At 44.8% G+C, this 24,724-nt stretch carries 21 protein-coding genes and 1 pseudogene; 4 read left to right on the top strand and 18 right to left on the bottom strand.

The window, feature by feature from the left end:
• Positions 1-14 precede the first annotated feature (14 nt).
• The 3 genes from L3V33_RS18985 (at position 15) to crp (ending at position 2,046) form a co-directional block, all read left to right on the top strand.
• Positions 15-227, top strand: a complete 213-nt coding sequence (locus tag L3V33_RS18985; protein WP_004729649.1) for a YheU family protein — start codon at positions 15-17, stop codon at positions 225-227.
• 77 nt (positions 228-304) lie between these two features.
• Positions 305-1,174, top strand: a complete 870-nt coding sequence (locus tag L3V33_RS18980; protein ID WP_004729650.1) for a phosphoribulokinase — start codon at positions 305-307, stop codon at positions 1,172-1,174.
• Positions 1,175-1,413: 239 nt separating this feature from the next.
• A complete protein-coding gene (crp, locus tag L3V33_RS18975; RefSeq protein WP_004729651.1) occupies positions 1,414-2,046 on the top strand; it encodes a cAMP-activated global transcriptional regulator CRP in 633 nt (210 codons plus the stop codon).
• A 177-nt stretch (positions 2,047-2,223) separates the two neighbouring features.
• Here crp and L3V33_RS18970 read toward each other — a convergent pair whose 3' ends face one another.
• From L3V33_RS18970 to L3V33_RS18945, 6 genes are all read right to left on the bottom strand, one after another.
• Positions 2,224-3,015 carry a DUF1338 domain-containing protein gene (locus L3V33_RS18970; protein WP_054548211.1) on the bottom strand — a complete coding sequence of 264 codons (792 nt, stop codon included), beginning with the start codon at positions 3,013-3,015 and terminating at the stop codon, positions 2,224-2,226.
• A gap of 272 nt (positions 3,016-3,287) precedes the next feature.
• A complete protein-coding gene (gene astD, locus L3V33_RS18965; RefSeq protein WP_237291041.1) occupies positions 3,288-4,745 on the bottom strand; it encodes a succinylglutamate-semialdehyde dehydrogenase in 1,458 nt (485 codons plus the stop codon).
• Positions 4,746-4,784: 39 nt separating this feature from the next.
• Complete coding sequence (astA, locus tag L3V33_RS18960; RefSeq protein WP_065207399.1) at positions 4,785-5,804, bottom strand: arginine N-succinyltransferase; 1,020 nt, start codon at positions 5,802-5,804, stop codon at positions 4,785-4,787.
• Between the two features lie 107 nt (positions 5,805-5,911).
• Positions 5,912-7,123, bottom strand: a complete 1,212-nt coding sequence (locus L3V33_RS18955; RefSeq protein ID WP_004729655.1) for an aspartate aminotransferase family protein — start codon at positions 7,121-7,123, stop codon at positions 5,912-5,914.
• Between the two features lie 465 nt (positions 7,124-7,588).
• Positions 7,589-8,167, bottom strand: a complete 579-nt coding sequence (locus tag L3V33_RS18950) for an aminodeoxychorismate/anthranilate synthase component II (protein WP_237291040.1) — start codon at positions 8,165-8,167, stop codon at positions 7,589-7,591.
• 184 nt (positions 8,168-8,351) lie between these two features.
• A complete protein-coding gene (locus L3V33_RS18945; RefSeq protein ID WP_237291039.1) occupies positions 8,352-11,405 on the bottom strand; it encodes an ExeM/NucH family extracellular endonuclease in 3,054 nt (1,017 codons plus the stop codon).
• A 474-nt stretch (positions 11,406-11,879) separates the two neighbouring features.
• Between L3V33_RS18945 and L3V33_RS18940 the strand changes: the two are divergent.
• Positions 11,880-12,882, top strand: a pseudogene (locus tag L3V33_RS18940) (IS4 family transposase); the annotation flags it as partial.
• Positions 12,883-12,963: 81 nt separating this feature from the next.
• On the opposite strand, the gene trpS reads toward L3V33_RS18940, so the two are convergent.
• The 12 genes from trpS to pilM form a co-directional block, all read right to left on the bottom strand.
• Positions 12,964-13,980, bottom strand: a complete 1,017-nt coding sequence (gene trpS / locus L3V33_RS18935; RefSeq protein WP_004729658.1) for a tryptophan--tRNA ligase — start codon at positions 13,978-13,980, stop codon at positions 12,964-12,966.
• Between the two features lie 175 nt (positions 13,981-14,155).
• On the bottom strand, positions 14,156-14,842 hold the full coding sequence (locus L3V33_RS18930; RefSeq protein WP_237291038.1) for a phosphoglycolate phosphatase: 687 nt from the start codon (positions 14,840-14,842) through the stop codon (positions 14,156-14,158).
• A 102-nt stretch (positions 14,843-14,944) separates the two neighbouring features.
• A complete protein-coding gene (rpe, locus tag L3V33_RS18925) occupies positions 14,945-15,619 on the bottom strand; it encodes a ribulose-phosphate 3-epimerase (protein ID WP_029222055.1) in 675 nt (224 codons plus the stop codon).
• Positions 15,620-15,819: 200 nt separating this feature from the next.
• Positions 15,820-16,668, bottom strand: coding sequence for a Dam family site-specific DNA-(adenine-N6)-methyltransferase (locus tag L3V33_RS18920; RefSeq protein ID WP_065207402.1), 849 nt, complete (start codon positions 16,666-16,668; stop codon positions 15,820-15,822).
• Between the two features lie 69 nt (positions 16,669-16,737).
• The gene (locus L3V33_RS18915; protein WP_237291037.1) at positions 16,738-18,249 is read right to left on the bottom strand and encodes an AAA family ATPase; all 1,512 of its coding nucleotides are present in this window, start codon (positions 18,247-18,249) and stop codon (positions 16,738-16,740) included.
• Positions 18,250-18,328: 79 nt separating this feature from the next.
• Positions 18,329-19,417 (bottom strand): 3-dehydroquinate synthase, encoded by a 1,089-nt coding sequence (gene aroB / locus L3V33_RS18910; RefSeq protein WP_146456913.1) that lies wholly within the window; start codon positions 19,415-19,417, stop codon positions 18,329-18,331.
• A gap of 25 nt (positions 19,418-19,442) precedes the next feature.
• Positions 19,443-19,961: a shikimate kinase AroK gene (aroK, locus tag L3V33_RS18905; protein WP_004729664.1), complete on the bottom strand. Its 519-nt coding sequence runs from the start codon at positions 19,959-19,961 to the stop codon at positions 19,443-19,445.
• Positions 19,962-20,137: 176 nt separating this feature from the next.
• Positions 20,138-21,856, bottom strand: a complete 1,719-nt coding sequence (locus tag L3V33_RS18900; protein ID WP_054542267.1) for a type IV pilus secretin PilQ family protein — start codon at positions 21,854-21,856, stop codon at positions 20,138-20,140.
• A 35-nt stretch (positions 21,857-21,891) separates the two neighbouring features.
• The gene (locus L3V33_RS18895; RefSeq protein WP_114634067.1) at positions 21,892-22,410 is read right to left on the bottom strand and encodes a pilus assembly protein PilP; all 519 of its coding nucleotides are present in this window, start codon (positions 22,408-22,410) and stop codon (positions 21,892-21,894) included.
• Positions 22,397-23,026, bottom strand: coding sequence for a type 4a pilus biogenesis protein PilO (pilO, locus tag L3V33_RS18890; RefSeq protein ID WP_004729667.1), 630 nt, complete (start codon positions 23,024-23,026; stop codon positions 22,397-22,399). The genes L3V33_RS18895 and pilO overlap by 14 nt, the downstream gene beginning before the upstream one ends.
• Positions 23,019-23,633, bottom strand: a complete 615-nt coding sequence (locus L3V33_RS18885; protein ID WP_237291036.1) for a PilN domain-containing protein — start codon at positions 23,631-23,633, stop codon at positions 23,019-23,021. The genes pilO and L3V33_RS18885 overlap by 8 nt, the downstream gene beginning before the upstream one ends.
• Positions 23,617-24,642, bottom strand: a complete 1,026-nt coding sequence (pilM, locus tag L3V33_RS18880) for a type IV pilus assembly protein PilM (protein WP_102481611.1) — start codon at positions 24,640-24,642, stop codon at positions 23,617-23,619. Before pilM ends, L3V33_RS18885 begins: the two co-directional genes overlap by 17 nt.
• Between the last annotated feature and the right edge of the window lie 82 nt (positions 24,643-24,724).

Here is a 24,724-nt window from a genome sequence, read left to right as displayed (position 1 = left end):
AGAGAGAAGTATTTATGATCATCCCATGGCAAGACATTGCGCCAGAAACGCTGGAAAACCTCATTAAAGAATTCGTGCTGCGTGAAGGCACAGACTACGGTGACGTAGAGGTTTCACTGCAAAACAAGATTGATCAAGTGAAACATCAATTAGCCTCAAAGGAAGTCAGCATCGTGTTTTCTGAGCTGCATGAAACCGTTGATATTCAAGTCACAAAACGCTTCTAGGCTGCGCTCATAAAGGAGCCGTGTTATAGTGGTAAACGATTGCTAACAAGTAAGTTACTCAAAAGACAAGGGTTGTCATGTCCGCTAAACATCCAATTATTGCGGTGACGGGTTCATCAGGAGCCGGCACCACCACTACCTCAGAAGCCTTCCGAAAAATGTTCAATATGATGGACGTGAAGGCCGCTTGGGTTGAAGGGGATAGTTTCCATCGCTTCACTCGACCAGAGATGGATGTCGAGATCCGTAAGGCTCGCGAGCAAGGTAAGCACATCAGCTACTTTGGTCCACAAGCCAACGATTTTGGCGCATTAGAAGAGTTCTTCCGTCAATACGGTAATGAAGGCACGGGTAAAGTCCGTAGTTACCTACATACCTTCGATGAAGCCGTGCCTTACAATCAAATGCCGGGCACCTTTACGCCATGGCAAGAGATCCCAGAAAATTCCGATGTGATGTTCTACGAAGGTCTTCATGGTGGCGTGGTAGATGGCGACATCAATGTCTCACAACACGTCGACTTGCTGATCGGCATGGTGCCAATCGTCAACCTTGAGTGGATCCAAAAATTCGTTCGTGACACACGCGATCGTGGCCACTCACGCGAAGCAGTAATGGATTCTATTGTTCGCTCAATGGATGATTACCTTAATTACATCACCCCACAATTTTCGCGTACTCACATCAACTTTCAGCGTGTTCCAACCGTAGATACATCGAATCCACTGAACGCTAAAGGGATTCCAAGTTTAGACGAAAGCTTCGTTGTTATACGTTTGCGTGGCATCAAAAACGTCGATTTCCCCTACCTTCTAGCTATGATAGATGGCTCATTTATGTCACGCCACAACACGCTTGTGGTGCCAGGCGGTAAGATGAGTTTTGCTATGGAGCTCATTGTAAGGCCCATCCTACAACAGCTCATCGAAACCGGAAAAATAGGTTAACAAGACACCATTCTGGTTGATTACTTTTCATACCGTGATCATGTGCACAATTTTGCGTAAAAAATCGTAGCTTGGTCACGATTAAAATCAAGAAATAGTACCTGAAAAAGGATACTATTCTTAAACGAAACACAAGATAGCTTGCAGCGCTCAACGAGTGCTCTTATCCTACAAGTCAATCCAGGCTTAGCTAAAATACGGAAAGCGGCAAGCATACCCTGCAGAGGAAGTAAGATATTATGGTTCTAGGTAAACCCCAAACCGATCCAACATTAGAGTGGTTCCTTTCACACTGTCATATTCATAAGTACCCTTCAAAAAGTACTTTGATTCATGCTGGTGAAAAGGCAGAAACCTTGTACTACATCGTTAAAGGTTCTGTGGCAGTTCTTATCAAAGACGAAGAAGGTAAGGAAATGATTCTTTCTTACCTAAACCAAGGTGACTTCATTGGTGAACTTGGCCTCTTCGAAGAAGACCAAGAGCGTACTGCATGGGTTCGTGCAAAATCTCCTTGTGAAGTAGCTGAAATTTCTTTCAAGAAATTCCGTCAACTTATCCAAGTGAACCCAGATATCCTAATGCGCCTTTCAGCGCAAATGGCAAACCGTCTACAAGTAACTAGCCAAAAGGTTGGTGACTTAGCGTTCCTTGACGTAACAGGTCGTATCGCTCAAACGCTACTTAACCTAGCGAAACAGCCAGATGCAATGACTCACCCTGACGGCATGCAAATCAAGATCACTCGTCAAGAGATTGGCCAGATTGTTGGTTGTTCTCGTGAGACAGTAGGTCGTATCTTGAAGATGCTAGAAGAGCAGAACCTAATTTCTGCACACGGTAAAACTATCGTGGTATACGGCACTCGTTAATCTCGATTAACTGAGCCAAAAATTTAAAAGCCACCAAATGCAAATTTGGTGGCTTTTTTGTTTTATAAAGATCTAGAGAGCAGATGCGAATGGAGCACCTCCCGCGTCCAAGCGCAAACACTCTCAAAGCGAAGCGTACCCGCATCTTTAGGGTAAAGCCCGTGCTCGTATCTTTCTTTAACCGTTGGTGCTCTCAAAGATCTTGTCAGCCGATGCTGCAACAAATCCTGTATAAAGCTCACCATTCGCCATCGCATAACGCTTAGCGAACTCGTAGAAGCCACCAGGAATCACCTCGCTGCCTTCAACAAATGAAACTGGGACTTTGTCTGCCATTGTAGATGATTGCTCTAATAAGACCTCTGGAGAGCCTTTAACCTGACCGCCAGATGCATTGATAGTGAAACCTGAATCACTCAAATAGTCATTCACTGTCTGTACTTCATCGAACTCATTAAGCTGGTTCACACTTACCGTAAAGTGGTTTGCACCGTAACCATGAGCCGCTAACCAAGACGCGTATTCACTCTCTTTTGCTAGAACTTGGAAATCCGCGAAGCTCAGATCCCAAAGGCGACCACCAAACAAGAACTCATGACCTTGAAGCTTGCTTGCGTCCACTTGCTCAACCAACTTAGCAACGATCTGTTGTAAGTCACTTGAACACTCTTCTACCTTCAACTCACTAATGAACACTTTCGGTTGGTTTGGGTCTGGGTGCTCGTAGTGCTTAGCCACTAACTTCTTGCTCTCAAACAAATAGTCGCCACACGCCTTGTAGCCTAATTCAAGGAAAGGCTTGGCCAGTGTTTCAATGCCCAGAGGTGCAACATTGAAAGTACGCAGTGCAATATGATCATTAATCAGGGCTTCGTCTTCTTTCAACAGATGATGAACTTTCTCAGCCGATGGGCAAAGCCTGTGAATGTAATCGTCCCATAGTGATTTAAAGAGTAGATCGGGCGTCATGGTGACTCCTTGTCAGAGGTTCTAGCAAGCTAGTAATTTGGATTAGAGAGGGAGAGGCTGGACACAAAGTCAGCAGCCATCAGCCTGTGACATACTTGTTCTATTATTATCTACCGCCCAATCTAGGTGTCGGACGTGATGGAAAAAGGAAGCGATAACACCGCTTCCTCATTACACAATTAACCAATGAATCTGTTATTCATGAGCCTAGAGCTCATAAGTTTATGATTTATAAACTTTTGACTCATGAATTTATAGCTTAAGCGCTAAAACTACAGCTCAATACCTGGGCTAAACGTAGCTGGCAGTTGAGTTTCACCACCTTCCATTGACGCCATTGGGTAAGCACAGTAGTCCGCCGCGTAGTAAGCACTTGGGCGTAGGTTGCCTGAAGCACCCGGGCCACCAAATGGTGCATCACCACTTGCGCCTGTTAGCTGGCGGTTACGGTTAACAATACCCGCACGGATATGGTCAACGAAGTATTCCCACTCTGAATCGTCTGTTGATACTAAACCGGCAGACAAACCAAAGCGCGTGTCATTAGCCAATTCAACGGCTTGCTCTAACGATTGGTAACGAACCACTTGCAACAATGGGCCGAAGTACTCTTCATCTGGCAACTCAGCAATGTTGGTTGCATCGATTATACCCGGAGAAACAAACGCCGCTTCGCCCGCTTTTGCTTCGACTAGGCTTACACCACCTAGTGATTGCAGATTAGCTTGTGCGTTCAGAATGAACTTAGCGGCCGTTTCAGAGATTTGTGGTCCCATGAAGGGTGCAGGTTCAGCGAATGGCTGATCAACACGAATTTTCAAGGTAGCCGCAACAAGCTTATCAAGCAGTTGATCGCCCTTCTCGCCAACAGGTACATACAAGCGACGTGCACATGTACAACGTTGGCCTGCACTGATGAAGGCCGACTGGATAATGGTATAAACCGTCGCGTCAGCATCACCAAATTGGTCAGTGATCACCATAGGGTTGTTGCCGCCCATCTCTAGCGCTAACATCTTGCCCGGTTGACCTGCGAATTGACGGTGAAGGATATGACCAGTATTGGCACTGCCCGTGAATAGCACGCCATCAAGACCTTTAGCATCCGCCAGTGCGATACCAGTTTCTTTAGCGCCTTGCACTAGGTTAATCACGCCAGCAGGAAGGCCAGCTTCTTGCCATAGCTTCATCGCAAACTCACCCGTCCAAGGTGTCTGCTCTGACGGCTTAAATACCACGGTATTACCCGATAGCAGTGCCGGAACAATATGACCGTTAGGTAGGTGACCAGGGAAGTTGTAAGGACCAAATACCGCCATTACGCCTAATGGGCGATGACGCAGTACGATTTGGTTGCCTGCGGCTTCACGTGAAGCTTCACCCGTACGTTCGTGGTAAGATCGAATAGAGATAGCGATTTTACCCGCCATCGCACCCGCTTCAGTGCGAGTTTCCCAAATCGGTTTACCCGTCTCTTTTGCAATAATCTGTGCAATTTCTTCGCTGTTCTCTTTTACCTTCTCAGCAAAGTTCAACACGATCGCTTCACGCTCTGCAAAGCTCATCTTTTTCCATACTAAGAAAGCGTCACGCGCCGCTGCTACTGCAGATTCAACCTGTGCTGGAGTTGCACTATCGCCTTGCCACACGACTTCATTATTGTATGGGCTTACTGATGTCATGGCGTCGCCTTGACCTGCCACCCACTGTCCTGCTATCCACTGAGTCATACTTCTATCCTTAAAATCTTCGACAGATAATCGCCGCTCTTATTGAGCCAACATGCGAACGAATTCGCCTTCTTTTACTTCAAGAGCGCTTGCTACTTCAGATGATAAAATCACTGTGTCGCTAGCTTGGTCATACGCGCCTTTCGCGGCTACTGCGCGGAAGTTCTCAAACGAGGTATTACCAATGAGGAAGTCTTTAGAGCTTGAATGCTCTGCAATTGTCACTTGAGCTCGAATCGCATGACGCACTGATTCGATATTTCTTAGATCACACTCAACCGTTGGGCCCCCATCAAAGATGTCGACATAGCCACGGTTGGTGAAACCTTCACGTTCCAGCAACTTAAGTGCAGGGCGCGTATTGTCATGAACCACCCCAATGACTGCCTGAGCTTCTTTGCTCAGTAGGTTCACATAGATAGGTAACTTCGGCATTAGGTCAGCAATGAAGCCTTTCTTACCAATACCCGTTAGATAATCAGCGAGCGTAAAATCAATCGAGAAGAAATGCTCTTGCAGCCATTTCCAGAAAGGAGAGTTACCTTCTGCATCTGATACGCCACGCATCTCAGCAAAAATCGTTTTCGAGAAACGCTCTGGGTGTTCTGACATGATCAAGAAGCGACACTTAGACATCAAACGACCATTCAATCCACCACGGAAAGCAGGACGTAAGAACAGTGTGCAGATTTCACTGCATCCGGTGTAGTTATTGCCGAAAGTCAGTAGCTTCACGACGTTATTAACGCCAAGCTTCTGCGATGAGTGAACCACTTTGCTGATGTGGTAAGAGTAAAACGGCACATCCCAGCCAATTGAGGCTTCGATGCCTGTGGTACCCGCGACTTCTCCGGTTTCGGTATCGAAGCCAACCATTAGGTAGCCTTCGTCGCCGGGTTCAGTCACATCTTGTTTAGCAAAGCTGTATTCAGAGTGAGTAATACGGTTGGTTAACAGTTCTTCGTTAACCGGAAGAGATGTGAATCCGTGACCAGACTCAACCGCGCAGGTATGCAACGCATCGTAATCAGATAATTTTATTGGGCGAACAACTAGCATCAATATTCCCTCCAGATGCAAAACAGGCCCAAAACGAGAATCTTGGGCCTTTAGCAGTACGTCATGGGATCGCTCTAATGGCGATCATTCCTATGACGCCGCTCAGGCTAAACTAGCGTAGCGATTGCTTTGTCTAGTTTTGATAAACCTTCTTCAATTTCTTGTGTAGTGATAACCAGTGATGGCGTGAAACGAACCACGTTTGCACCCGCAACCAGTACCATCAAGCCTTGTTCGCCTGCTGCTACTAATACATCACGAGCACGACCTTGCCATGCTTCATTAAGTGCAGCACCTAGCAATAGGCCTTTACCGCGAACTTCACTGAATATTTGGTATTTGTCGTTAATCTTAGCTAAACCATCACGGAACATTGCTTCACGTTCTTTCACGCCAGCTAGCGTTTCAGGTTGGCTAACGACATCAACAACCGCTTCAGCAACGGCACACGCCAGTGGGTTGCCGCCGTAAGTAGAACCGTGTGTACCGACTTTTAGGTGTGTCGCGAGTTCGGTGGTCGTTAGCATTGCGCCGATTGGGAAACCGCCACCTAGTGATTTCGCTGTACTTAGGATATCAGGTGTCACACCTAGGCCTTGGTAAGCGTAAAAGTTACCCGTACGGCCATTACCTGTTTGCACTTCATCAAAGATAAGCAGCGCATTGTGTTTATCACACAGTTCACGAACCGTGTTCACGAACTCAGATGTTGGAGATATGATACCGCCCTCGCCTTGCAGAGGTTCCATCATGATTGCACATGTGCGATCTGAGATGTGCGCTTCTAGCGCGGCAATATCGTTGTAAGGCAGGTGAGTTACATCGCCCGGTTTAGGACCGAAGCCATCAGAGTAAGCCTCTTGACCACCCACCGTTACGGTAAAGAAAGTGCGACCGTGGAAACCTTGTTTGAATGCAATGATTTCAGATTTCTCAGGACCGTGAACATCCGCAGCCCAACGACGAGCTAGCTTCAATGCAGCTTCGTTCGCTTCTGCACCAGAGTTGGCAAAGAATACTTTTTCTGCAAAACATACGTCGGTTAGCTTCTTCGCTAGACGCAATGCAGGTTCGTTGGTCATGACATTACTTAAATGCCAAATCTTGTTTGCTTGCTCAGTAACTGCGTTAACCATTGCTGGGTGACAGTGACCCAAACAGCTCACAGCGATACCACCAGCAAAGTCGATATATTCTCGGCCTTGTTGGTCCCAAACGCGTGCGCCTTCCCCTTTTACCGGGATCATTTCCATTGGGTTATAACAAGGCACCATCACCTCATTAAACAGACTACGTTCTACTTTTTTTTCCACTGTCATCGTACATTCCTTTTCGATACCGCAAGCTTCGCAAATAAGCGTACTGGTTCATAAGTGAGACAAAGATATTTTCTCTCGCCATAATCCCGCTGCAGCATTATATTTACATTTAATTAACGTTTTCAATAGTAGATTATTCTTTAGCTATCCCTAACAACCAGCTAAACGTCACTACCTGTGACTATTTATGCATCAATTAATCTGTTTTATGAAGCTTTTTTTACCTAAACGTATAACCTGCAACGGCAAAGCCTTACTGGCATTGCGGTATATTGGGTTCGAGACGAAATAAGGCGAATAATTTTGCATAGGCTAAAAACTTAGCCTTAAGAGGGAGAAATGTTATAAAAAGTGATCAGCGTCAGAGGAGTAAGAGACGCGTAGCGCCCGAATTTAAACGCTTAACGAATGGACTAACAGGTTTAACTGGCTTATTTAGGCGGAGAAAGGGTCAAATTTAAACACTCAACGCGCTAAGAAGTTAGCGAGAAGCTGGTGTCCTTGCTCTGTTTTAATCGACTCAGGGTGAAATTGCACCGCATCAATCGGCAAGGTTTTGTGTTGATACCCCATGATCTCATCCATGCTGCCATCTTCAAATTCCGTCCAAGACGTCAGTTCAAAGCAGTCAGGAAGCATGCCATTTTTCACCACTAGGGAATGGTAACGTGTCACAGTTAGAGGGTTATTAAGCCCTTGAAAAACGCTCTTACCATTGTGGCGTATTGGAGAGGTTTTACCGTGCATCACTTGTCTGGCTCGTACTACTTCACCACCAAACACTTGAGCGATGGCTTGATGACCAAGACACACACCTAAGATCGGCAGTTTACCCACGAAGTGTTCAATGACTTGTAGAGAGATTCCCGCATCATCAGGCGTACACGGGCCCGGCGAGATAACAAGATGGCTAGGATTCAGCGCTTCAATACCGGCAATATCAATCTCATCGTTGCGAACAACTTTTACAGTGACCCCTAACTCACAGAAATACTGATACAAGTTATAGGTAAAAGAGTCGTAGTTATCGATGATAAGTAACATGGGTCGAAATCGTTTGCTAAATACTAAATGATTGGGAGATATAGGGGCGGTATTGTGCAATACCCATGGCGAAAGGCAAGTGGAAACTGCATTTCGCCAATAATTAAGGCCAACCTAAGTTGACCTTAATTGTTTACAGATAACTTTCAGTTACCTGAATTAGCTTGTATGACTTATGGCTAATCTATTTGCGAGTACGACGGCGTAGGAAGCCAAAGCCGAACAGAGCAAATAAACCGCTTAGACCAAATGATGCACCTGATTTCGAACTGGTTTCAACGTTTTCTGTAGCGGCTTCACTAATAGTGATATCTGCAGAAACTGTTGATTTCACGGTACCCGCACTGTCAGCCAATTCTTGAGTCATAACATAACTAGCTTTTTCTGGCTCTTTATCAAAGCTAACTTGTACAACACCTGCATCAACATCTGGTTGAGTTAAAGTAGTTGAAGCTGTTAGATCATCAGAAGCAGCCATTGCTTTTAATGCCGCCTGGCTTTTCTTCGCTAAACGAACCGTCACAACATCTCCAACAACAGCCTCTTCAGGTAAGTAATATTCAACCTTCAGTTTTTCGCCTTTAGCAGGCAATTTGATCTTATTCGATTTCGCGTAATCAAGAGCAATGATCACTGGATCATGATCCGATGCCGAGAACACATCTGCGTACTTTGGCATCTTGCCCGTATACTTAGATGAATACTCAAACATTGTGCTTTCTGACGCATTGATATGCCAGTCTGTAATTGAGGTTACTTTGTTAGCCAGCGATGGATTTGCTAAAGCATGATCCAAGTTACCTTGCTCACCGCCGTAAGTGTAAGAGAACGTATCAGCTCCGTGGAACTTAGTATTCAAGTTAATGTAACCAAAACCTTTCGTTATGACACTACCCGTAGCTTCATAAGGTTTATTTTCACCAGCGTCATCTTTACCTAATGTAGTAAATGAAGCTGTGCGGATCTCGCGATCATATTTCGCTTCAGAATAGTCAGTTAGAGTAAGAACAGGATCTTCCATGCCATAAGCATTCAAATCACCAATAATCAGCACATCACCTTTAACTGATTTAAGGCTATCGCCTAATACTTTAGTTGCTGAAGTACGGAAGCGATTACACTTACCTTGTAGATCTGCTGGATCAGATTTCTCTTCAAAACTCTGCCACTGCTCAATACAGTGAGAGCCTTTTGATTTTAAGTGGTTAACAACAACCGACAGCGGTACGGTACTACCTTTTGCAGTAAAGGTTTGTAGCAGGCTATGACGCTGATATTTAGAAAGCGCAGTATTTGACTCTTGCGTTCCGTCTTCTTTCGTTCGTGTTAACACATCCGCAGGAATATGCTGCTCAGGAGTAACTATAACTTTCGCTTTGCCTTTTGGTACTACTTTGTCAGCACGGTATAGCATAGCTACCATAATGGCGTCGCTACCAAAGAACTCCCCCTTGGTCATGTCCGCTTTTTTGATTTCTACATAGCTGTAGTGCTTTTTAACGTCATCAATTGTCGCGTTGAGGCCATCGGTTAGATCTTTAAGTGCACTACCATCTCCAAAGCCATTGTTTTCAACTTCCATCAAGCCGATAATGTCAGAATCCATTGCAGCTAGTGCTTTTATAATTTTTGCTTTTTGAAGCAAAAACTCATCATTCACTTTGGCACCACGGTTACAGCCTCTTGAGGCATCAGCATCTGCCTGATCACTACAAGATGCATTCAGCGGCCCACCAATACTGCTGTGGCTATTGAAGTAGTTCAGTACGTTGAAACTAGCAATACGTATATCAGCATTCGTCAGTTCCGGTGCTGCTTTACGGGTCACATCAAAAATTGTGTTACCTTGAGCATCAACAGCTTTTGTTACAAAAGTATCTTTGGTTGCTGTATTAGTCGCGATTAAACGATATTGGCCATAGCTGTAATCTACAACCCCTTGTAGGCCTTCCACGCGAGAACCCAAACGAATGTGGTTTTCTGAACTGCCGTCTTGGTCTGTATCTTTAGCAAAATCAGGGTAGTACGGTATTTCGCCAGAAGCGGCTTTATAATCCGACTCTAGGTAAACTTGGCTTACTGCATTTTTCTTTGCCAGATCGGTTGCTTGTGCACTTTCAGCGGCGAAAACTTGAGTTGGCTTCATCAGTGGCTTCTCATGAGCCAATACCATGTTATTTCGACGACCTGCATAGTCGTAGCTAAAGTTTCGAGTGACAAACAACTTGGAGTCTGCTGACAGCTCTACATTCATGCCCTCGTAACGCTCTAACGCTTGATGCAATGTTTCACCATCGGCAACAACAAACTCTACCGCTGTTGGCGCAGCTTGCGAACTTTGCTTAACAAAGCTATTAGCATCTGATTTCAATTGCGTTCGGTTAAACAGCTCATGCGCCTTACCTTTCACACACACCACATCGCCAGGGGATAAGCCAGTATCTGAACTGCCTGTTTCTACAAAGAGACCTTCGGATGTTTTAGCGTTGTAGTCATCCTCTAGGGCTTGTAAGTAGAAGCCTTTAGTAATGCTTTTCGTTACAGCTGAAACGACACCAGTAACAAAGATATCTTGCTCTGATTCAAATTTACCGTCAGGTATTAGTGGCGAACGATCACCATCCCCCTGAACGGCTTGAATAGAGGTAAACGTTGGAGTAGCACCATCATCGGTACAAGTAAAGGCTGGTGGCGGCTCTGGCGCATCATATCCTAGAGATCCAAGGCCTGTGATGTCATCTTTAACAAGTTCTTTCCACTGTGCTTTATCGTAAGAAGCATTTGACGTCATTGCTTCATCTTTACGGATAAAAGTTTTATCTTTAGCAAAATCAACATCGCCCATAACACCAAACATGTCATGTACTTCACCTTGCGCGTTTAGTAACGCAATCGGATCGTCACCATTAAAGTTAGCTACTGCTCCGTCTTGCTGATTTGCTAGTGCTTTAATTGCATCACTGGCTCTTGAGTGAGCTAACACCCAAACACTTTTTGCGTTAAGTATTTTACCAGTCAAGTCTATTTTAGTCTCCCAGATACCACCACCGTTACTTGATTTGGCAAGCGAGAAGCCATCAAGAGAAACCGCGCTGTCACCAGTATTAGCGATCTCAATGGCTTTATTGTAGCTGCCGCCTTCTACGTATTGCGAAATGATGATTTCAGCCGATGCACTCGCGGCAAAGACACTACTCACCGCGAGGGCGATTGCGGTATGGGTAAGTTTGCGTTCCATGGTTATTTACCTTTAATAATGAACTTGATATCGAGAGCAAGCACAAATTCCACTGGTTTATTTGCACTTGCTCTACCAAAGATGGCCATTACTGAACTTTGCCAAACGTGAGACTAAAAATAGGGAAGTCTCTACACATTATGACTTATGGCAAAAATCAGCGTTATTATCTTATTTAGCCAATGTCTCTTTTTTATGAAACACACAAAAGTAATTCAGCATTTTAATGAGAGATTAATCGCTAGTGACTTTTCACTCTTTTGACTCACTGTCCAGTTCCAACAGAACTCGAGGCTAAGCAACATTTTTTTACATAACGTAGTAAAAATTAGAGCTATTACCCATTTTTTGTTTTCATTTTGCTTTATATGATTTGACATTAAATTAGTAATCACTAATAAAAAGGCCACCCTATTAAAGGTTAATGCCGATCGTTTAAGAAGACTTGAACGATCCTGCAGTTAGAAGATAATCCTCATCAACAATGTTGATGGGGTTGCAACGCAACATGTCTATCAAAGAGGTATGCAGTTCATTAGACATTGCGCTTCAGCCTAAACCTGAAGATAGTTGGTCTCGTGTCGCACCTAGTGTCCTAACTGATTCACGTCGACGTCTAGATGAGAGCCCAGGAGATATCCTTCAACAAGACAGAGACTTAGAACTTAATGTACTTGCTGTGGATGGAACAACATTTAGGTGTCAAGATTCCCCAGAGAACGCTGAAGAATTTGGGTTCATCTCTAAAAAATTGAAACCTTACCCTCAACTTCGTTTAGTCGCTTTGATGTCAACAGAAACACGAATGATTATGGGGGCGGCTTTTGATGGTTGTCATGTCGGTGAAACGACCTTAGCTAAGCGCCTATTCCATGATATCCCCGCACACTCATTGACCTTATTTGATCGTTGTTATTTCTCGGCAGACCTTTTGTTGTCGTGGCAAGAGAGTGCGGAAAATACTCACTGGTTAATGCCTGCAAAACGTAAACTACGCTATGAAGTGTTGGAGAAATATGCGGAAAACGACATGCTCATTTCAATGCCTATCTCTCCTCAAGCTCAACGGCAGAATCCGAATTTACCCGCACGTTGGGAGATTGAAGAGGGTTATGGTGAAATTAAACAGACTCAACTGCAAAGTCACGTCACTTTACGAAGTCGTTTTTCTGCCGGTGTGAAGCAAGAGCTTTGGGGCGTATTACTTGCCTATAACTTAGTGCGATTAGAGATGGTTAAGATAGCTTCAGAAGCCGGGGTTCGAGCGACTAGGGTAAGCTTTACTGCTGCAATTAACCTTATAGATGCTCAGTTACGTTGGTTAGCTTTAAGTCCAGATGGAACCCTACCAGTCAAACTTAAAAGGATGAGAGAAAGTCTGAGTCACTTCATTCTTCCAGATAAAAGAAAGGACCGAACGTTTCCACGTTCAGTCCTCTTTGTTCCAGCCAAATATCCGTTTAGGTTCAAGCAGTAATGCTTATCCGAACGGCATTACCCTATTAAAGGTGACCTTTTATTTATAATTAGTGATTTTTAAAGTGATTTACATGCCAATCTACGGGCGAGTAACAAAACCTACCGCTTCGTATGCTTTTTTCAGAGTCACAGCAGCGCGCTCAGAGGCTTTTTCAGCACCCGCTTTCATTACTGCATCCATATAAGCACGGTCAGCACGGATACGATGGTATTCAGCTTGGATTGGCTCAAGCATCTCAACCAATGCTGCGCCTACATCTTTCTTGAACGGACCGTACATTTCAACGCCTTGGTATTGCGCTTCGATCTCTTCGAACGTTTTACCCGTCGCTGCAGAGTACAGACCCATTAGGTTAGAGATACCCGCTTTGTTTTCCCAATCGTGAGCAATACGTGGTGGTGTTTCTGCGTCAGTCTGCGCTTTGTTGATCTTCTTGATGATCGACTTAGGCTCTTCTAGCAGAGTAATCACGTTCTTACGGTTATCATCAGATTTAGACATCTTCTTAGTCGCATCTTGCAGGCTCATTACACGTGCATTCACTGTTGGAATGTAAGGTTCTGGTACTTGGAAGATTGGCGTTTCAGGACCGTAGATGTTGTTAAAGCGATTGGCGATATCACGCGCTAGCTCTAGATGTTGTTTCTGGTCGCTACCTACTGGCACTTGGTGAGCACCGTAAAGCAGGATATCTGCAGCCATCAACACTGGGTAGTCGTATAGGCCTACGTTTACGTCATTTGAGTGACGTGCAGACTTATCTTTAAACTGAGTCATACGGCTCAGTTCACCCATTTGTGTGTAACAGTTAAGAAGCCAACCAAGTTGAGCATGCTCTGGTACGTGTGACTGAACAAATAGCGTGCTCTTCTTTGGATCAACACCGACAGCAAGACAGATTGCTAATGCGTCTAGAGTCGCTTCATGCAGTGCTTTCGGATCTTGGCGAACCGTAATTGCGTGAAGGTCTACAACACAGTATTGGCAATCGTAATCATCTTGCATCTGTTGCCATTGACGTAGAGCACCCAAGTAGTTACCGATACTTAGTTCACCAGATGGTTGAACACCACTCAATACGATGGGCTTGCTCATGCTTTTAATTCCTTTGCTTGTTCGCTAAGCTCGTTAACTTAGTTTCTTAACGTAGTATCTGAAAAACTTAGCTTCTTAACTTTAAAATAGAAAGCCGCACAGCTCTTCTGTACGGCTCATCCAGTGTACTCATTGATAAGTATTTTGCTAGTAGGTTAGCTAACTTTTGTCCGCTTTATGCTGAAACTAGAACGACATCTAGTAATTGTGCAATGTTGTCTGCGACATAGTCAGGGTTTGATACTGAAATAGGCTCACCGTGGTTATAGCCGTAAGTCAGACCAAACGAGTGGCAGCCTGCGTTCTTAGCCGCTTTGATGTCGTTGCTTGAATCGCCTACCATCAGCATCTCTTCAGCCTTCACATTATGCTTTTCCAGCAACCAGTTCAGCGCTACTGGGTTCGGTTTTTTCTCTTGGAAAGAGTCGCCACCCAACACATCAACAAAGTACTTATCGATACCGTGCTGCGCCAGAACATCTGGTACAAATTTCGAAGGCTTGTTGGTGACAAGCGCCATGGTGAAGCCCGCTTTGTCTAGCTCAACTAACGTCTCTTTAACCGATGGATAAAGGTGACTCAGCTTATGGCCGCCCTGCTCGTAGAAATCATCAAACAGGATACGCGCTTTCTTCAAAAGATCAGGCTCAAGGCTTGGATCAACCGTAAGATTACGGCTCAATGAACGTCCAATAAGAACATCAGCACCATTACCCACATAGTCGCGAACTTGTTCTTCGCTTACTGAAGAAAAACCCAGTTCCTGACAAGCTTGGTCAGCGGCGACAGCCAAATCAGGCACGCTATCTAACAAGGTTCCATCCAAATCAAAGGCAATCAGTTTTATTGAGCTTAATGACATCTTACTTTCCTATTTATTATGTTCGTCTTATGAGTTGAGCTCCAAGACGTAAAAAAGGGGCCAATTAGCCCCTTAATATTCAATCTATCTGTAGTTTTACGATTATGCGTTTACTTTTGCAAGCTCTGCACGCATCTCATCAATCACTTCTTTGTAATCTGGTTGATTGAAGATAGCTGAACCAGCAACGAACATATCTGCGCCCGCTTCTGCGATTTCACGGATATTATCTACCTTCACGCCACCATCAATTTCAAGGCGGATATCACGGCCAGATTCATCAATAAGTTTACGAACAGCGCGCAGCTTATCAAGAGTATGAGGAATGAAAGATTGACCGCCAAAGCCAGGGTTCACTGACATCAGTAGAATCATATCTACTTTATCTAAGATGTAATCAAGGCAAGAAAGTGGCGTTGCTGGGTTAAGTACGACACCCGCTTTACAGCCGTGTTCTTTGATTAGCTGTAGAGTACGGTCAACGTGCTCAGATGCTTCAACGTGGAAGGTAATCATTGATGCGCCGGCTTTAGCAAACTCAGGTACGATGCTGTCTACTGGCTTAACCATTAGGTGAACATCGATAGGAGCTGTGATGCCGTAGTCGCGCAACGCTTTACAGATCGGAGCACCAAAAGTCAGGTTAGGTACGTAGTGGTTATCCATCACATCGAAGTGCACAACGTCGGCACCGGCTGCGAGTACTTTTTCTACGTCTTCACCAAGACGAGCAAAATCTGCAGACAAAATCGATGGAGCGATTAGAAAATCTTTCATACCAAACCTCTTAAGAGTGAGTAAATTGCGAATATCACCGCCTTGTGACATCTCGTACACGAATACAAGACTCAATCCCAAGACTATTTGGTGTGCAATTCTACCTAAGCACCTAAGCAGATTCTAGCAGTTCGAAAGATTAGTTTATGAAAGTACCCGTTGGTCACTCAATTTAATGAGTTTGGGGATTATGCTGACGACTACAATTCTGTTGAAACGTGTTGCTGGTTTTTCTCTTTATGAAAAAGTGCCAGTAACTCATCAACTTTATTACGCCCTGCGCCATTACGGCTAATGGTGCGCTTAACTTTGACCACGTTCAGTTCCGCACCATGGTATAAACGGCGCGTTAAGGTCGTATCATGGTTTGAAATCAAGACAGGAATGCCTCGTTCCATTGCCGCTCTTTCTGCAACATCAGCCAAGGCCGCTTGATCATCTAAGCTGAAGCCATTACCCGCATAAGAGGTAAAGTTAGCAGTACTAGACAATGGCGCATAAGGAGGATCACAATAAACCACACAGCCTTTACGGGCGCGGCTAAAGGTCTCGCTATACCCTTCACAAACAAACGTCGCTTTCTTCGCTTTCTCAGCAAAAAACTCCAACTCAGCTTCTGGAAAGTAAGGTTTTTTATAAGAACCAAATGGAACGTTAAAACCGCCCTTCTTGTTGTAACGACACAGGCCATTGAAGCCAAATCGGTTCATGTACAAGAAAGCTAACGAGCGATACATGACGTTATCTGTACCATTGAACTCAGCGCGAACATCTAAGAACACCTCTCTACGGTTATTCTCCGGACAGAACCAACGCTTCGCTTCAGTGATATAGGTTTCAGGATCGGTTTTAAGTAGATTGTATAGGTTGATAAGATCGGGATTGATATCTGCAAGCAGGTACTGTTCAAAATCAGTATTCAGAAATACTGAGCCGGCACCGACAAACGGTTCTACCAATTTACGAGCAGGTGGCAGGTGACGTTGGATGTCTTCAACTAGGCCATATTTACCACCAGCCCATTTTAGAAAGGCACGCTGCTTTTTCATTTACTGCTCTATCTATCAACTCAAAAATAAGGCTGCGGAATGTAACATATTTTGAGGCTAAGCTCAGGGTTATTTCGCACGTTCTATCTCTCGATGCACTTGATTCATCGATTTTGCCCAAGGTTCCAACTGCTGAAGTGGTTTTGATAACGCACTTACGGCATCTCGCGCGACTTGAATCGTTGGATAATCTTGATAAGTGATAATAAACCACTTAGTGTCATTGCGAAGTGTTGGGTAAATACGAACCTTGTCCTCGACGTCATATTCTTCAATAAAAGACTGAACATCTTCTAATGACGTCATCGCGCTCAACTGTAAGGTATAAGCGCGTGGCGAGATAGCTTGTAACTCTTCGCGAGCAAATGAGAAGGTGATCTTTTTCGTCGGCGGTGTTGATTCCGTTAGGTCAGTATCTTCATCAACTGAAGCTTGTGACTCGTTTTTCGCCGCATCAGGTTGCGCGCTAACCGCGGCACCTGTGTTTTCTTCTACGGCAGCATCAATCGCACTGGTATCGGCACTTTTCGGCTTGTCATCCAGTAAGGCATCAACCACATCAGAAGTAATCACCACACGTTGCTGCTCTTGTTTCACCTCGCCAACACTGGCTGTACCTTCCACCACAACCGGTGGTAAAGATGAACTGTCATCGTCAGCACCTTGATAGCTCATGTCGGCTTCAGAATCTGAAGAACCATCGACTCCGGCTTGCTCGGTACCACTTTCCACTTCAAACGTTGGGATAGCGGTTTGTTCGATGGGAGCGATAAGTGATTGCGCTTTATCGTCAGGGGTTGGTTGACTGAACATCCACCAATAGCCACCACCAATTAAAACCAACAACAAGGCCACCACCATCGCGATATTGATGGGTGAGCCAATAATTGAGCGAATAATAATCCTTTTTTCCACTTTCAATTCTCCTAAAGCCATTAACTCGCCGGGCAAAGGTTGCGCTTTATTAAACGCACGTCGCACGCGAGTTTCAGACTCATCATCAACATATCGAATCACTAGGGATTCAAAGAAATGTTCCGCTTCTGGTTGAGAAAGATCATCGATTTCGAGGTCGATAGGCTTGTGTGGTTGCCCGTAACTAAGACGTGTTAGTAGCGTGTCTAGATGGCCAATTTCCGAGAAGAGAACGATATTAATCGTCCATTGAGGGTTTGATTGAGCTTCAAGTACCAACATCCATAATTCGGATACCAATAGCTCAGACAGTCGATGGGCATCATCTACAACGATAACCACATTACACGACTCTCCATCCAGTAGCCTTGCGAGGCTATCTGATAAAGAATCATGTTGATTAAACAGGGGATCAGAAACAATTTGGCTAAGAATAAGCGCGCGACGTTGTTGATCGTCTTGGCTTGGGTGACAAAGCAGTAAACACTGATTTTTTTCTGTCGACCACGCCTCAAGATAACGTTGAGCCAACCAAGATCGGCCAGAGCCAGCTTTGCCCGCAACCGTTACAAGGTTTGAACCAAAGTTAGTCAAAAGCTGTAAGCGCTCTAGCAGCTCAACTTGAGACTCTAACTCTAATACTCTTAATTCATGAGCCAAACTCATTGGGGATCCCTACTGATAAGATCGATCAGTAAAACGCTTCAGCTGCCTAGAGTTTAGCTAGGCAACCTCACAACCAAATTTAAAGAGTACGGCAGAAATCAATCGCTTGTTTAATGATGTCTTGAGGCACATCAGCGACCACTTCAGCGGTACCAATACTTGTTGGTAATACCAAACGTAACTGACCAGACAGCACTTTTTTATCACGCATCATGTGCTTCATAAAGTCTTCAAAAGACATGCTTTCTGGCGTATGGATTGGCAGTTTCGCATTCTTGAGTATAGAAATAATTCGCTCAAGTTGCTGCTGAGAGATCAGTCCCTGTAATTGAGCGGCTTTCGCTGCCATTACAGTGCCTGACGACACAGCTTCACCATGTAGCCAATTACCATAGCCTAGTTCTGCTTCGATCGCATGACCAAATGTATGACCTAGGTTCAATAACGCTCTGATTCCTGACTCTTTTTCATCTATAGCAACCACTTCAGCCTTAATTGCACAACAACGAGCAATCGCGGTAATCAGTGCATCTTCATCAAGTTGATAAAGTTTCTCTAGATTCTGTTCCAACCAATCAAAGAAGACTTCATCGTAAATGATGCCGTATTTGATCACCTCAGCAATGCCCGCTGCGAACTCACGCTCTGGAAGCGTTGATAAGCAGTTAGTATCGATGATGACAGATTTTGGTTGGTAAAAAGCGCCGATCATATTCTTGCCAAGAGGATGGTTCACTGCAGTTTTACCACCTACAGAGGAGTCCACTTGAGAAAGAAGGGTCGTCGGGATTTGAATGAAATCAATACCGCGCTGGTAGCAAGAGGCAGCAAAACCGACCAAATCACCGATAACACCACCACCCAAAGCAATCACCACCACATCGCGGCTGTAATTTCCTTCAAGCATGTAGCTCATCACTGAGTTGAACGTTTCAAGTGTTTTGTATTGCTCACCGTCTGGCAACTCTAAAAGAGAAGTTTGACAGCCTACTTGATCCAACAACGATAAAATTTTATCGGCATAAAGAGGCGCTACTGTCACATTACTGATAACAACAACTTTCTGTTTGCCTGATAAAAAAGAAAGGTACGCCGGGTCTTCAAATAACCCGGCGCCAATAGAGATAGGGTAGCTACGCTCAGCTAGATTGACCGTAATCCGTTCCATGGGTTTGCTCTCCGAAAAAATGAACTTAACGTTCTTCTAGCATTTTTACGATCTGGTTGGCTACCACTTTTGCACTTTGATCGTCGGTACGAACTGTGTAGTCCGCCACTTCGTCGTATAGTGCGTTGCGAGATACAGCTAGATCTTCTAGCACATCACGCGGGTTGTCTGTTTGAAGTAGAGGGCGTTTCTTGTCGCGGTTAGTGCGAGCAAGTTGCTTTTCAATTGTTGTTTCTAGGTATACAACAATGCCTCGTGCAGATAGACGGTTACGGTTTTCTTTGCTCAGCACTGAACCACCGCCTGTCGCAAGAACAATACCTTGTTCTTCTGTCAGATCGTTGATTACAGATTCTTCGCGCTTACGGAAACCATCTTCGCCCTCAACATCAAAAACCCATGCGATGTCTGCGCCAGTGCGCTCTTCGATCACAGTGTCAGAGTCTAGAAACTCCATATGAAGTTGGGAAGCTAGGTGTCTACCAATTGTACTTTTGCCGGCGCCCATTGGGCCAACAAGAAAAATATTGCGTTTCTCAGCCATGTTTTTAGCAGTAATTTACAACGTTAATTCAATGACATCGCCACAAGGTAGGTCAGTACAAGTACTGAAATTAAAAGGCCCGTGGCACCGATTCCTCACAGATAATTCGTGATAAGACCCGAAATTATCAAGGTTAGGTGCCACTAATGCAACTTTATTTTTAATCTAATTGCTCATTACTGAATCACAACTTTGGGTGTAACAAAAATAAGTAGTTCACTTTTACCCACATTTTCATAGCTACGACGGAATAATGCACCCAAAACTGGCAGGTCTCCTAACAGAGGAACTTTGTCCACTGTACTGCTCACACTGTGTTGAAATATCCCGCCAAGCACGACTGTTTCACCATTATTAACAAGCACTTGCGTCCCTATGCGTTGAGTGTCAATGGCAACAGCCTCACCCGTTCCTGTTTTCACTACTTGCCCTGGCCTATCTTGCGTCACGCTTAAATCCAATACCAAACGATTGTCGGGCGTGATTTGTGGTGTCACCTTAAGACTCAACACTGCTTTCTTAAATGCGACCGAAGTAGCACCACTTGAAGACGACTCTAAATAAGGAATTTCAGTACCTTGCTCAATATAAGCGGGCTTTTTATTGGTGGTGATTAAACGTGGGCTGGAAATAATCTCAGCTTTTGACTCTTGTTGTAATGCCGACAATTCAAGATCAAGCAAGGTATCTGAACCCAGTTTGGCCACCTGAAACGCAATGCTTGATGCATTAGGAGATGTCGCCCCTAGATTAACGTTGAGGAAATCGTCAATCGCACTATTCCCACCATTATCGTCATACGGCGTAATTTGCGATGGGTGGTTGCCCTCTATCGAGCCGCCAACTTTAAAGCTACCGTTGGTGGAAGAAACACCCCAACGCACCCCTAACTCATCAAGGTTACCCTCGGTAACGGTTACGATGCGCGCTTCTATCTGTACTTGCTTCACGGGAATGTCTAGCGATTCAATGATGCCTCGTATCACCGCAATGTTTTCTTCCAATTCACGAATGAGCAGTGAGTTGGTTCTCTCATCAATGGTAATCGAACCGCGGTCAGACAGCATACTTACCGCACCTTCACCGCCAATCATGTCGGCAATGTCGGTGGCTTTAGCAAAATTAATCTTGATGATTTCCGACTTAAGCTCCCCTAACTCCTCTTCCAAGCGAGATTTCTCTAACGCTTGTTGCTCTCGAAGATCGAGTTCTGCTTTTGGCGCCACCAAAATAACATTGCCATCAACGCGCTTATCTAGCCCTTTAACTTGCAAGATAATGTCGAGAACTTGCTGCCAAGGTACGCCATCTAAACGTAAAGTTAGGTTACCCGCTACCGAGTCAGACACGACGAGATTGAAATCGTTGTAGTCAGCAATCAGCTGCAGGACATTTCGTACCGGGATATCTTGGAAGTTAATCGATATCAGTTTGCCCTCTTTTTCTAAAACGCTTTTCTCTTTGGTCGCTTCATTGATAACAGGCTTGCTGATCACCACCTCTATGAAACGACCTTTTAGGTTATATTCATACTGATAGTCACCAGCGATCGTCGCCAACAGTCGTGTGCTGGACGTCTCTTTATAGACTTCAATACCTTCCACTAGGGTCGCGAAATCCTTCACATCCAAAAGATAAAGCTTATCGTCATTAACTTGAGTATTGAGTAATTCGATACTTAACCCTTCCTGAGCACGTTGAACATCCACCACAGCGGTGCTGGTTGCCAGCTCAATAATAATGACGGCGTCTTTATCTTTGTTTACCCTAAAATCAATATTCTCCAATTGATTAGGTAAGCTCTCGGCGTGACTGAGCACACTAAAGACCAACATCACAGACACAGCAAAACCTTGTAGAGCCTTGCTCACTAATCCACTTATTCCTTTAATCATATTTACATCTCATATCCACATCATGTGACATTGGTTTACTTCAGAGCCAGTCTAACGTTGCGCTTATGCCAACAACCTAAGCCATCTGGAAGAGTTTCATTAATCTGAACGTACTGGCTCGTCACTTTAGTAACTCGGCCATTGTTTAAGCCGATAAACTGGCCTTTTTTGACGTTTACCACGTTCCCTTTGGGTGTTTGCACTAACCCAAACACACTTGTTCCGCTTCCCATGACGCCTCTTAAACGAAGCTTACTCAACGGGTACTTCTCTAATTTCCCATTACGAGAACGCGTGCTAGGTTGCCAACAGTCTTTCTTAACTAAAGGCTGATTTTGCACGATGGCTTCTTTAGGCAGTTCAAACGGAGGACGAAAGGCTCGGCGCTGATAAGTAGCGGCCAAAAATTCAGTCGCAGGAACCAGTTGTTCCACCTCTTTTCTCGCTTTGGCCTCAACTTGCACGACAAAGTCTTCTAACGAATCTTCATTCGCTTTACAGCCAGTGAGCACAAGCAATAGTAATGTTGAATAAAACACGCTATTGGGTTTCATCATTGACCTCCGATTTAAATTGGTAGGTATAAGCTCGAACCCTGAAGTGCAGCGTGCTACTTTCTTGACTGACTCGCTGCCAATTCACGTCATCAAAGCTGATGATGCGCGGCAGCTTAGCAATGGCCGCAGAGAAATCACCAATCTCGTGGTAGTCACCCGTCAGCTCGATGTTGAGCGGTAAACGATAGAGAAACTCTTTGTTCTGCTTCTGCCCCCAGTCAATTCGCGTAAATGTCAGCTTATTATCCAATCCAAGCTCGTTCACAGAGGCCAACATACTGGCTAGCTCTTTTTGAACGGGCAATTGCTCCAATAGATAGTCATAACGGCTAGTTAGCTCATCCAGCTGGCTCTGAAGCTTAGGTAAGGCCGCAACCTTATTGGCCTTTATTCTCAAGGTCGCTTTTAAGGTCTGCTCTTGTTGCTTCATCTGTTGCAGTTCATCGTCGAGCGGCAGCACATAAAGCCAAGTGCCAACACCTTGGATTAACACTATCAACACCAGAATCACGAGAAGCTGAGGCAGCAATGGCCATTCGGTAATCTCATCAACATCGAGATCTTGCAAACTCATCCTGTTTTGCCAACTAATCTTATTTTGAAGGTTAGCCATGATTCGCCCCCTTCTCTTTTATGTTCGCAGTTGTGCTCTCTGCGGTCGTGTTTTCTAAAGAAATAGGGCTAAACACAAAAGAGACCTTGAAGGTCTGAAACTCTTTATTGAAGCGCTTGCGGTTATGAACGATGGAGTGCATCTCGACCCCTTCCAGAGAATCAGAACGCTCTAGATTGTCCAACATGGTGGCGAGACGAGCGGTGCTGTCGCTGATGCCCGACATTTCAATCTCCTGACCATTCATCTTTATCTTGTCGACATACACACCCTCAGGAATAAGCTTCGGCATCAGGTTCATAAAGTCGGTGGTCTTGTTGCGACCAAGCTGCAATGATTCGACTACATCAAGCCTGGTCAGAATCGCTTTATGCTCCTGCTCCGCGACCTTTAATGACTGAATTTGTCGGTCGAGCTCGGCAATATATCGATTGAGGTAACTAAGACGTGCTTGCTGCTTGGCTTGTTGGTCGTAAAAATAGTGACCAACCGCCCATTGCCCTGCAAGCGCGATGATGACACCAAGAATGACCAGATGAATAAAGCGCTTTTTGTGCTGAGCGCGAATATCATCACGCCACGGCAGCAGGTTAATTTGATGCAACATGCTTTTCTCCCTGCCACTTGAGTCCACTCATCGCCATACCCGCCGCAATACCGAAATGTTGCCAGTTCGTTGGTAATCGACGTCGCTTCGCCACCTTATTCTCAAATAGAGACAAAGGGTTCAGTGACTCGCAACTCATCTGAAAATGACGTTCTAGCTCTTCGGTTACCATAGGAATGCTGGCGCCCTCGCCCATCAGCCAGATCCCTGAGATAGGTTGCTGCGCATTTCCCGAGGAATAGAGCTGCAATTGACGCTTGAGCTTCTCAATCAGGTTAACAATGAATTGATGTGTATCTTCAGTGGTGGCGAACACACTCTCGATATCACTTGCCGCACCATTGCTGCGAAGATCTTTGGTACCAAAAGCGATATCTTTATAAAACGGTGCCAAACCTTGTGGAATAATGCCTAACGACGTTTGGTCGATTCCCACATCCACCAGCAGCCAGTTTTTCTTTTCGGGGTACAGGCGCGATGCCATTTGCCAGATGTTAAGCAACCCATGCGCCTGCGTGTCTACCACCACAGGTTTAAAACCAGCTTTGGTCAAAGCATCCGCTCGGCTATCCACCACTTCTTTACGAGTGGCGTATACCTGATAACTGCTTGTCGAACCTTTACCAAATCGTTTGTCTTCTAGCTTTACAAAATCTAAACTCAGCTCCTCTATCGGAAAGGGAGATTGATGAGCAAAGGTTTGATAGATCGAAAACTCTTTTTCTCTGTCTTCTAACTCACTCTCTATTTGCAGTACTTTGCTGATCACCGTGTTATCAGGTACTGAAATGGCGACGTTGCAACAGCCAAAAGGCAGACCTTTCCTAAGTTCTTTAAGTTTCTTAACAGTTTTCTGATACTCCAAAGTATGGTTAGCTGTAAAAATGTCGTCCGAAATCGGCAGCTCTTTGTATCCCACTAGGGCATACAACTCCCCCACGGGTTTTAGTACCACGGCTTTGATGCTGTGATGATTTATATCTATACCTGTAATTAATGATGAACCCATGTGACCTAGCTCCTGAAGTGCCAAGCATTTCGTTGATTATCTAGGGGTTGTGATTATTAGTTAAATAAGCGTTAATAAACGA

This window comes from Vibrio sp. A2-1, from assembly GCF_021728355.1.
Lineage (GTDB): Bacteria > Pseudomonadota > Gammaproteobacteria > Enterobacterales > Vibrionaceae > Vibrio > Vibrio splendidus_K.
Note: the sequence above shows the minus strand (reverse complement) of the source record. Positions and strands in the feature narration are given on the sequence as shown.

Bases quoted from the DNA above. Each gene is read 5' to 3' on its own strand.
- L3V33_RS18985 (WP_004729649.1), top strand. From the start codon at position 15: ATGATCATCCCATGGCAAGACATTGCGCCAGAAACGCTGGAAAACCTC.
- L3V33_RS18980 (WP_004729650.1), top strand. From the start codon at position 305: ATGTCCGCTAAACATCCAATTATTGCGGTGACGGGTTCATCAGGAGCC.
- crp (WP_004729651.1), top strand. From the start codon at position 1,414: ATGGTTCTAGGTAAACCCCAAACCGATCCAACATTAGAGTGGTTCCTT.
- L3V33_RS18970 (WP_054548211.1), bottom strand. From the start codon at position 3,015: ATGACGCCCGATCTACTCTTTAAATCACTATGGGACGATTACATTCAC.
- astD (WP_237291041.1), bottom strand. From the start codon at position 4,745: ATGACTCAGTGGATAGCAGGACAGTGGGTGGCAGGTCAAGGCGACGCC.
- astA (WP_065207399.1), bottom strand. From the start codon at position 5,804: ATGCTAGTTGTTCGCCCAATAAAATTATCTGATTACGATGCGTTGCAT.
- L3V33_RS18955 (WP_004729655.1), bottom strand. From the start codon at position 7,123: ATGACAGTGGAAAAAAAAGTAGAACGTAGTCTGTTTAATGAGGTGATG.
- L3V33_RS18950 (WP_237291040.1), bottom strand. From the start codon at position 8,167: ATGTTACTTATCATCGATAACTACGACTCTTTTACCTATAACTTGTAT.
- L3V33_RS18945 (WP_237291039.1), bottom strand. From the start codon at position 11,405: ATGGAACGCAAACTTACCCATACCGCAATCGCCCTCGCGGTGAGTAGT.
- trpS (WP_004729658.1), bottom strand. From the start codon at position 13,980: ATGAGCAAGCCCATCGTATTGAGTGGTGTTCAACCATCTGGTGAACTA.
- L3V33_RS18930 (WP_237291038.1), bottom strand. From the start codon at position 14,842: ATGTCATTAAGCTCAATAAAACTGATTGCCTTTGATTTGGATGGAACC.
- rpe (WP_029222055.1), bottom strand. From the start codon at position 15,619: ATGAAAGATTTTCTAATCGCTCCATCGATTTTGTCTGCAGATTTTGCT.
- L3V33_RS18920 (WP_065207402.1), bottom strand. From the start codon at position 16,668: ATGAAAAAGCAGCGTGCCTTTCTAAAATGGGCTGGTGGTAAATATGGC.
- L3V33_RS18915 (WP_237291037.1), bottom strand. From the start codon at position 18,249: ATGAGTTTGGCTCATGAATTAAGAGTATTAGAGTTAGAGTCTCAAGTT.
- aroB (WP_146456913.1), bottom strand. From the start codon at position 19,417: ATGGAACGGATTACGGTCAATCTAGCTGAGCGTAGCTACCCTATCTCT.
- aroK (WP_004729664.1), bottom strand. From the start codon at position 19,961: ATGGCTGAGAAACGCAATATTTTTCTTGTTGGCCCAATGGGCGCCGGC.
- L3V33_RS18900 (WP_054542267.1), bottom strand. From the start codon at position 21,856: ATGATTAAAGGAATAAGTGGATTAGTGAGCAAGGCTCTACAAGGTTTT.
- L3V33_RS18895 (WP_114634067.1), bottom strand. From the start codon at position 22,410: ATGAAACCCAATAGCGTGTTTTATTCAACATTACTATTGCTTGTGCTC.
- pilO (WP_004729667.1), bottom strand. From the start codon at position 23,026: ATGGCTAACCTTCAAAATAAGATTAGTTGGCAAAACAGGATGAGTTTG.
- L3V33_RS18885 (WP_237291036.1), bottom strand. From the start codon at position 23,633: ATGTTGCATCAAATTAACCTGCTGCCGTGGCGTGATGATATTCGCGCT.
- pilM (WP_102481611.1), bottom strand. From the start codon at position 24,642: ATGGGTTCATCATTAATTACAGGTATAGATATAAATCATCACAGCATC.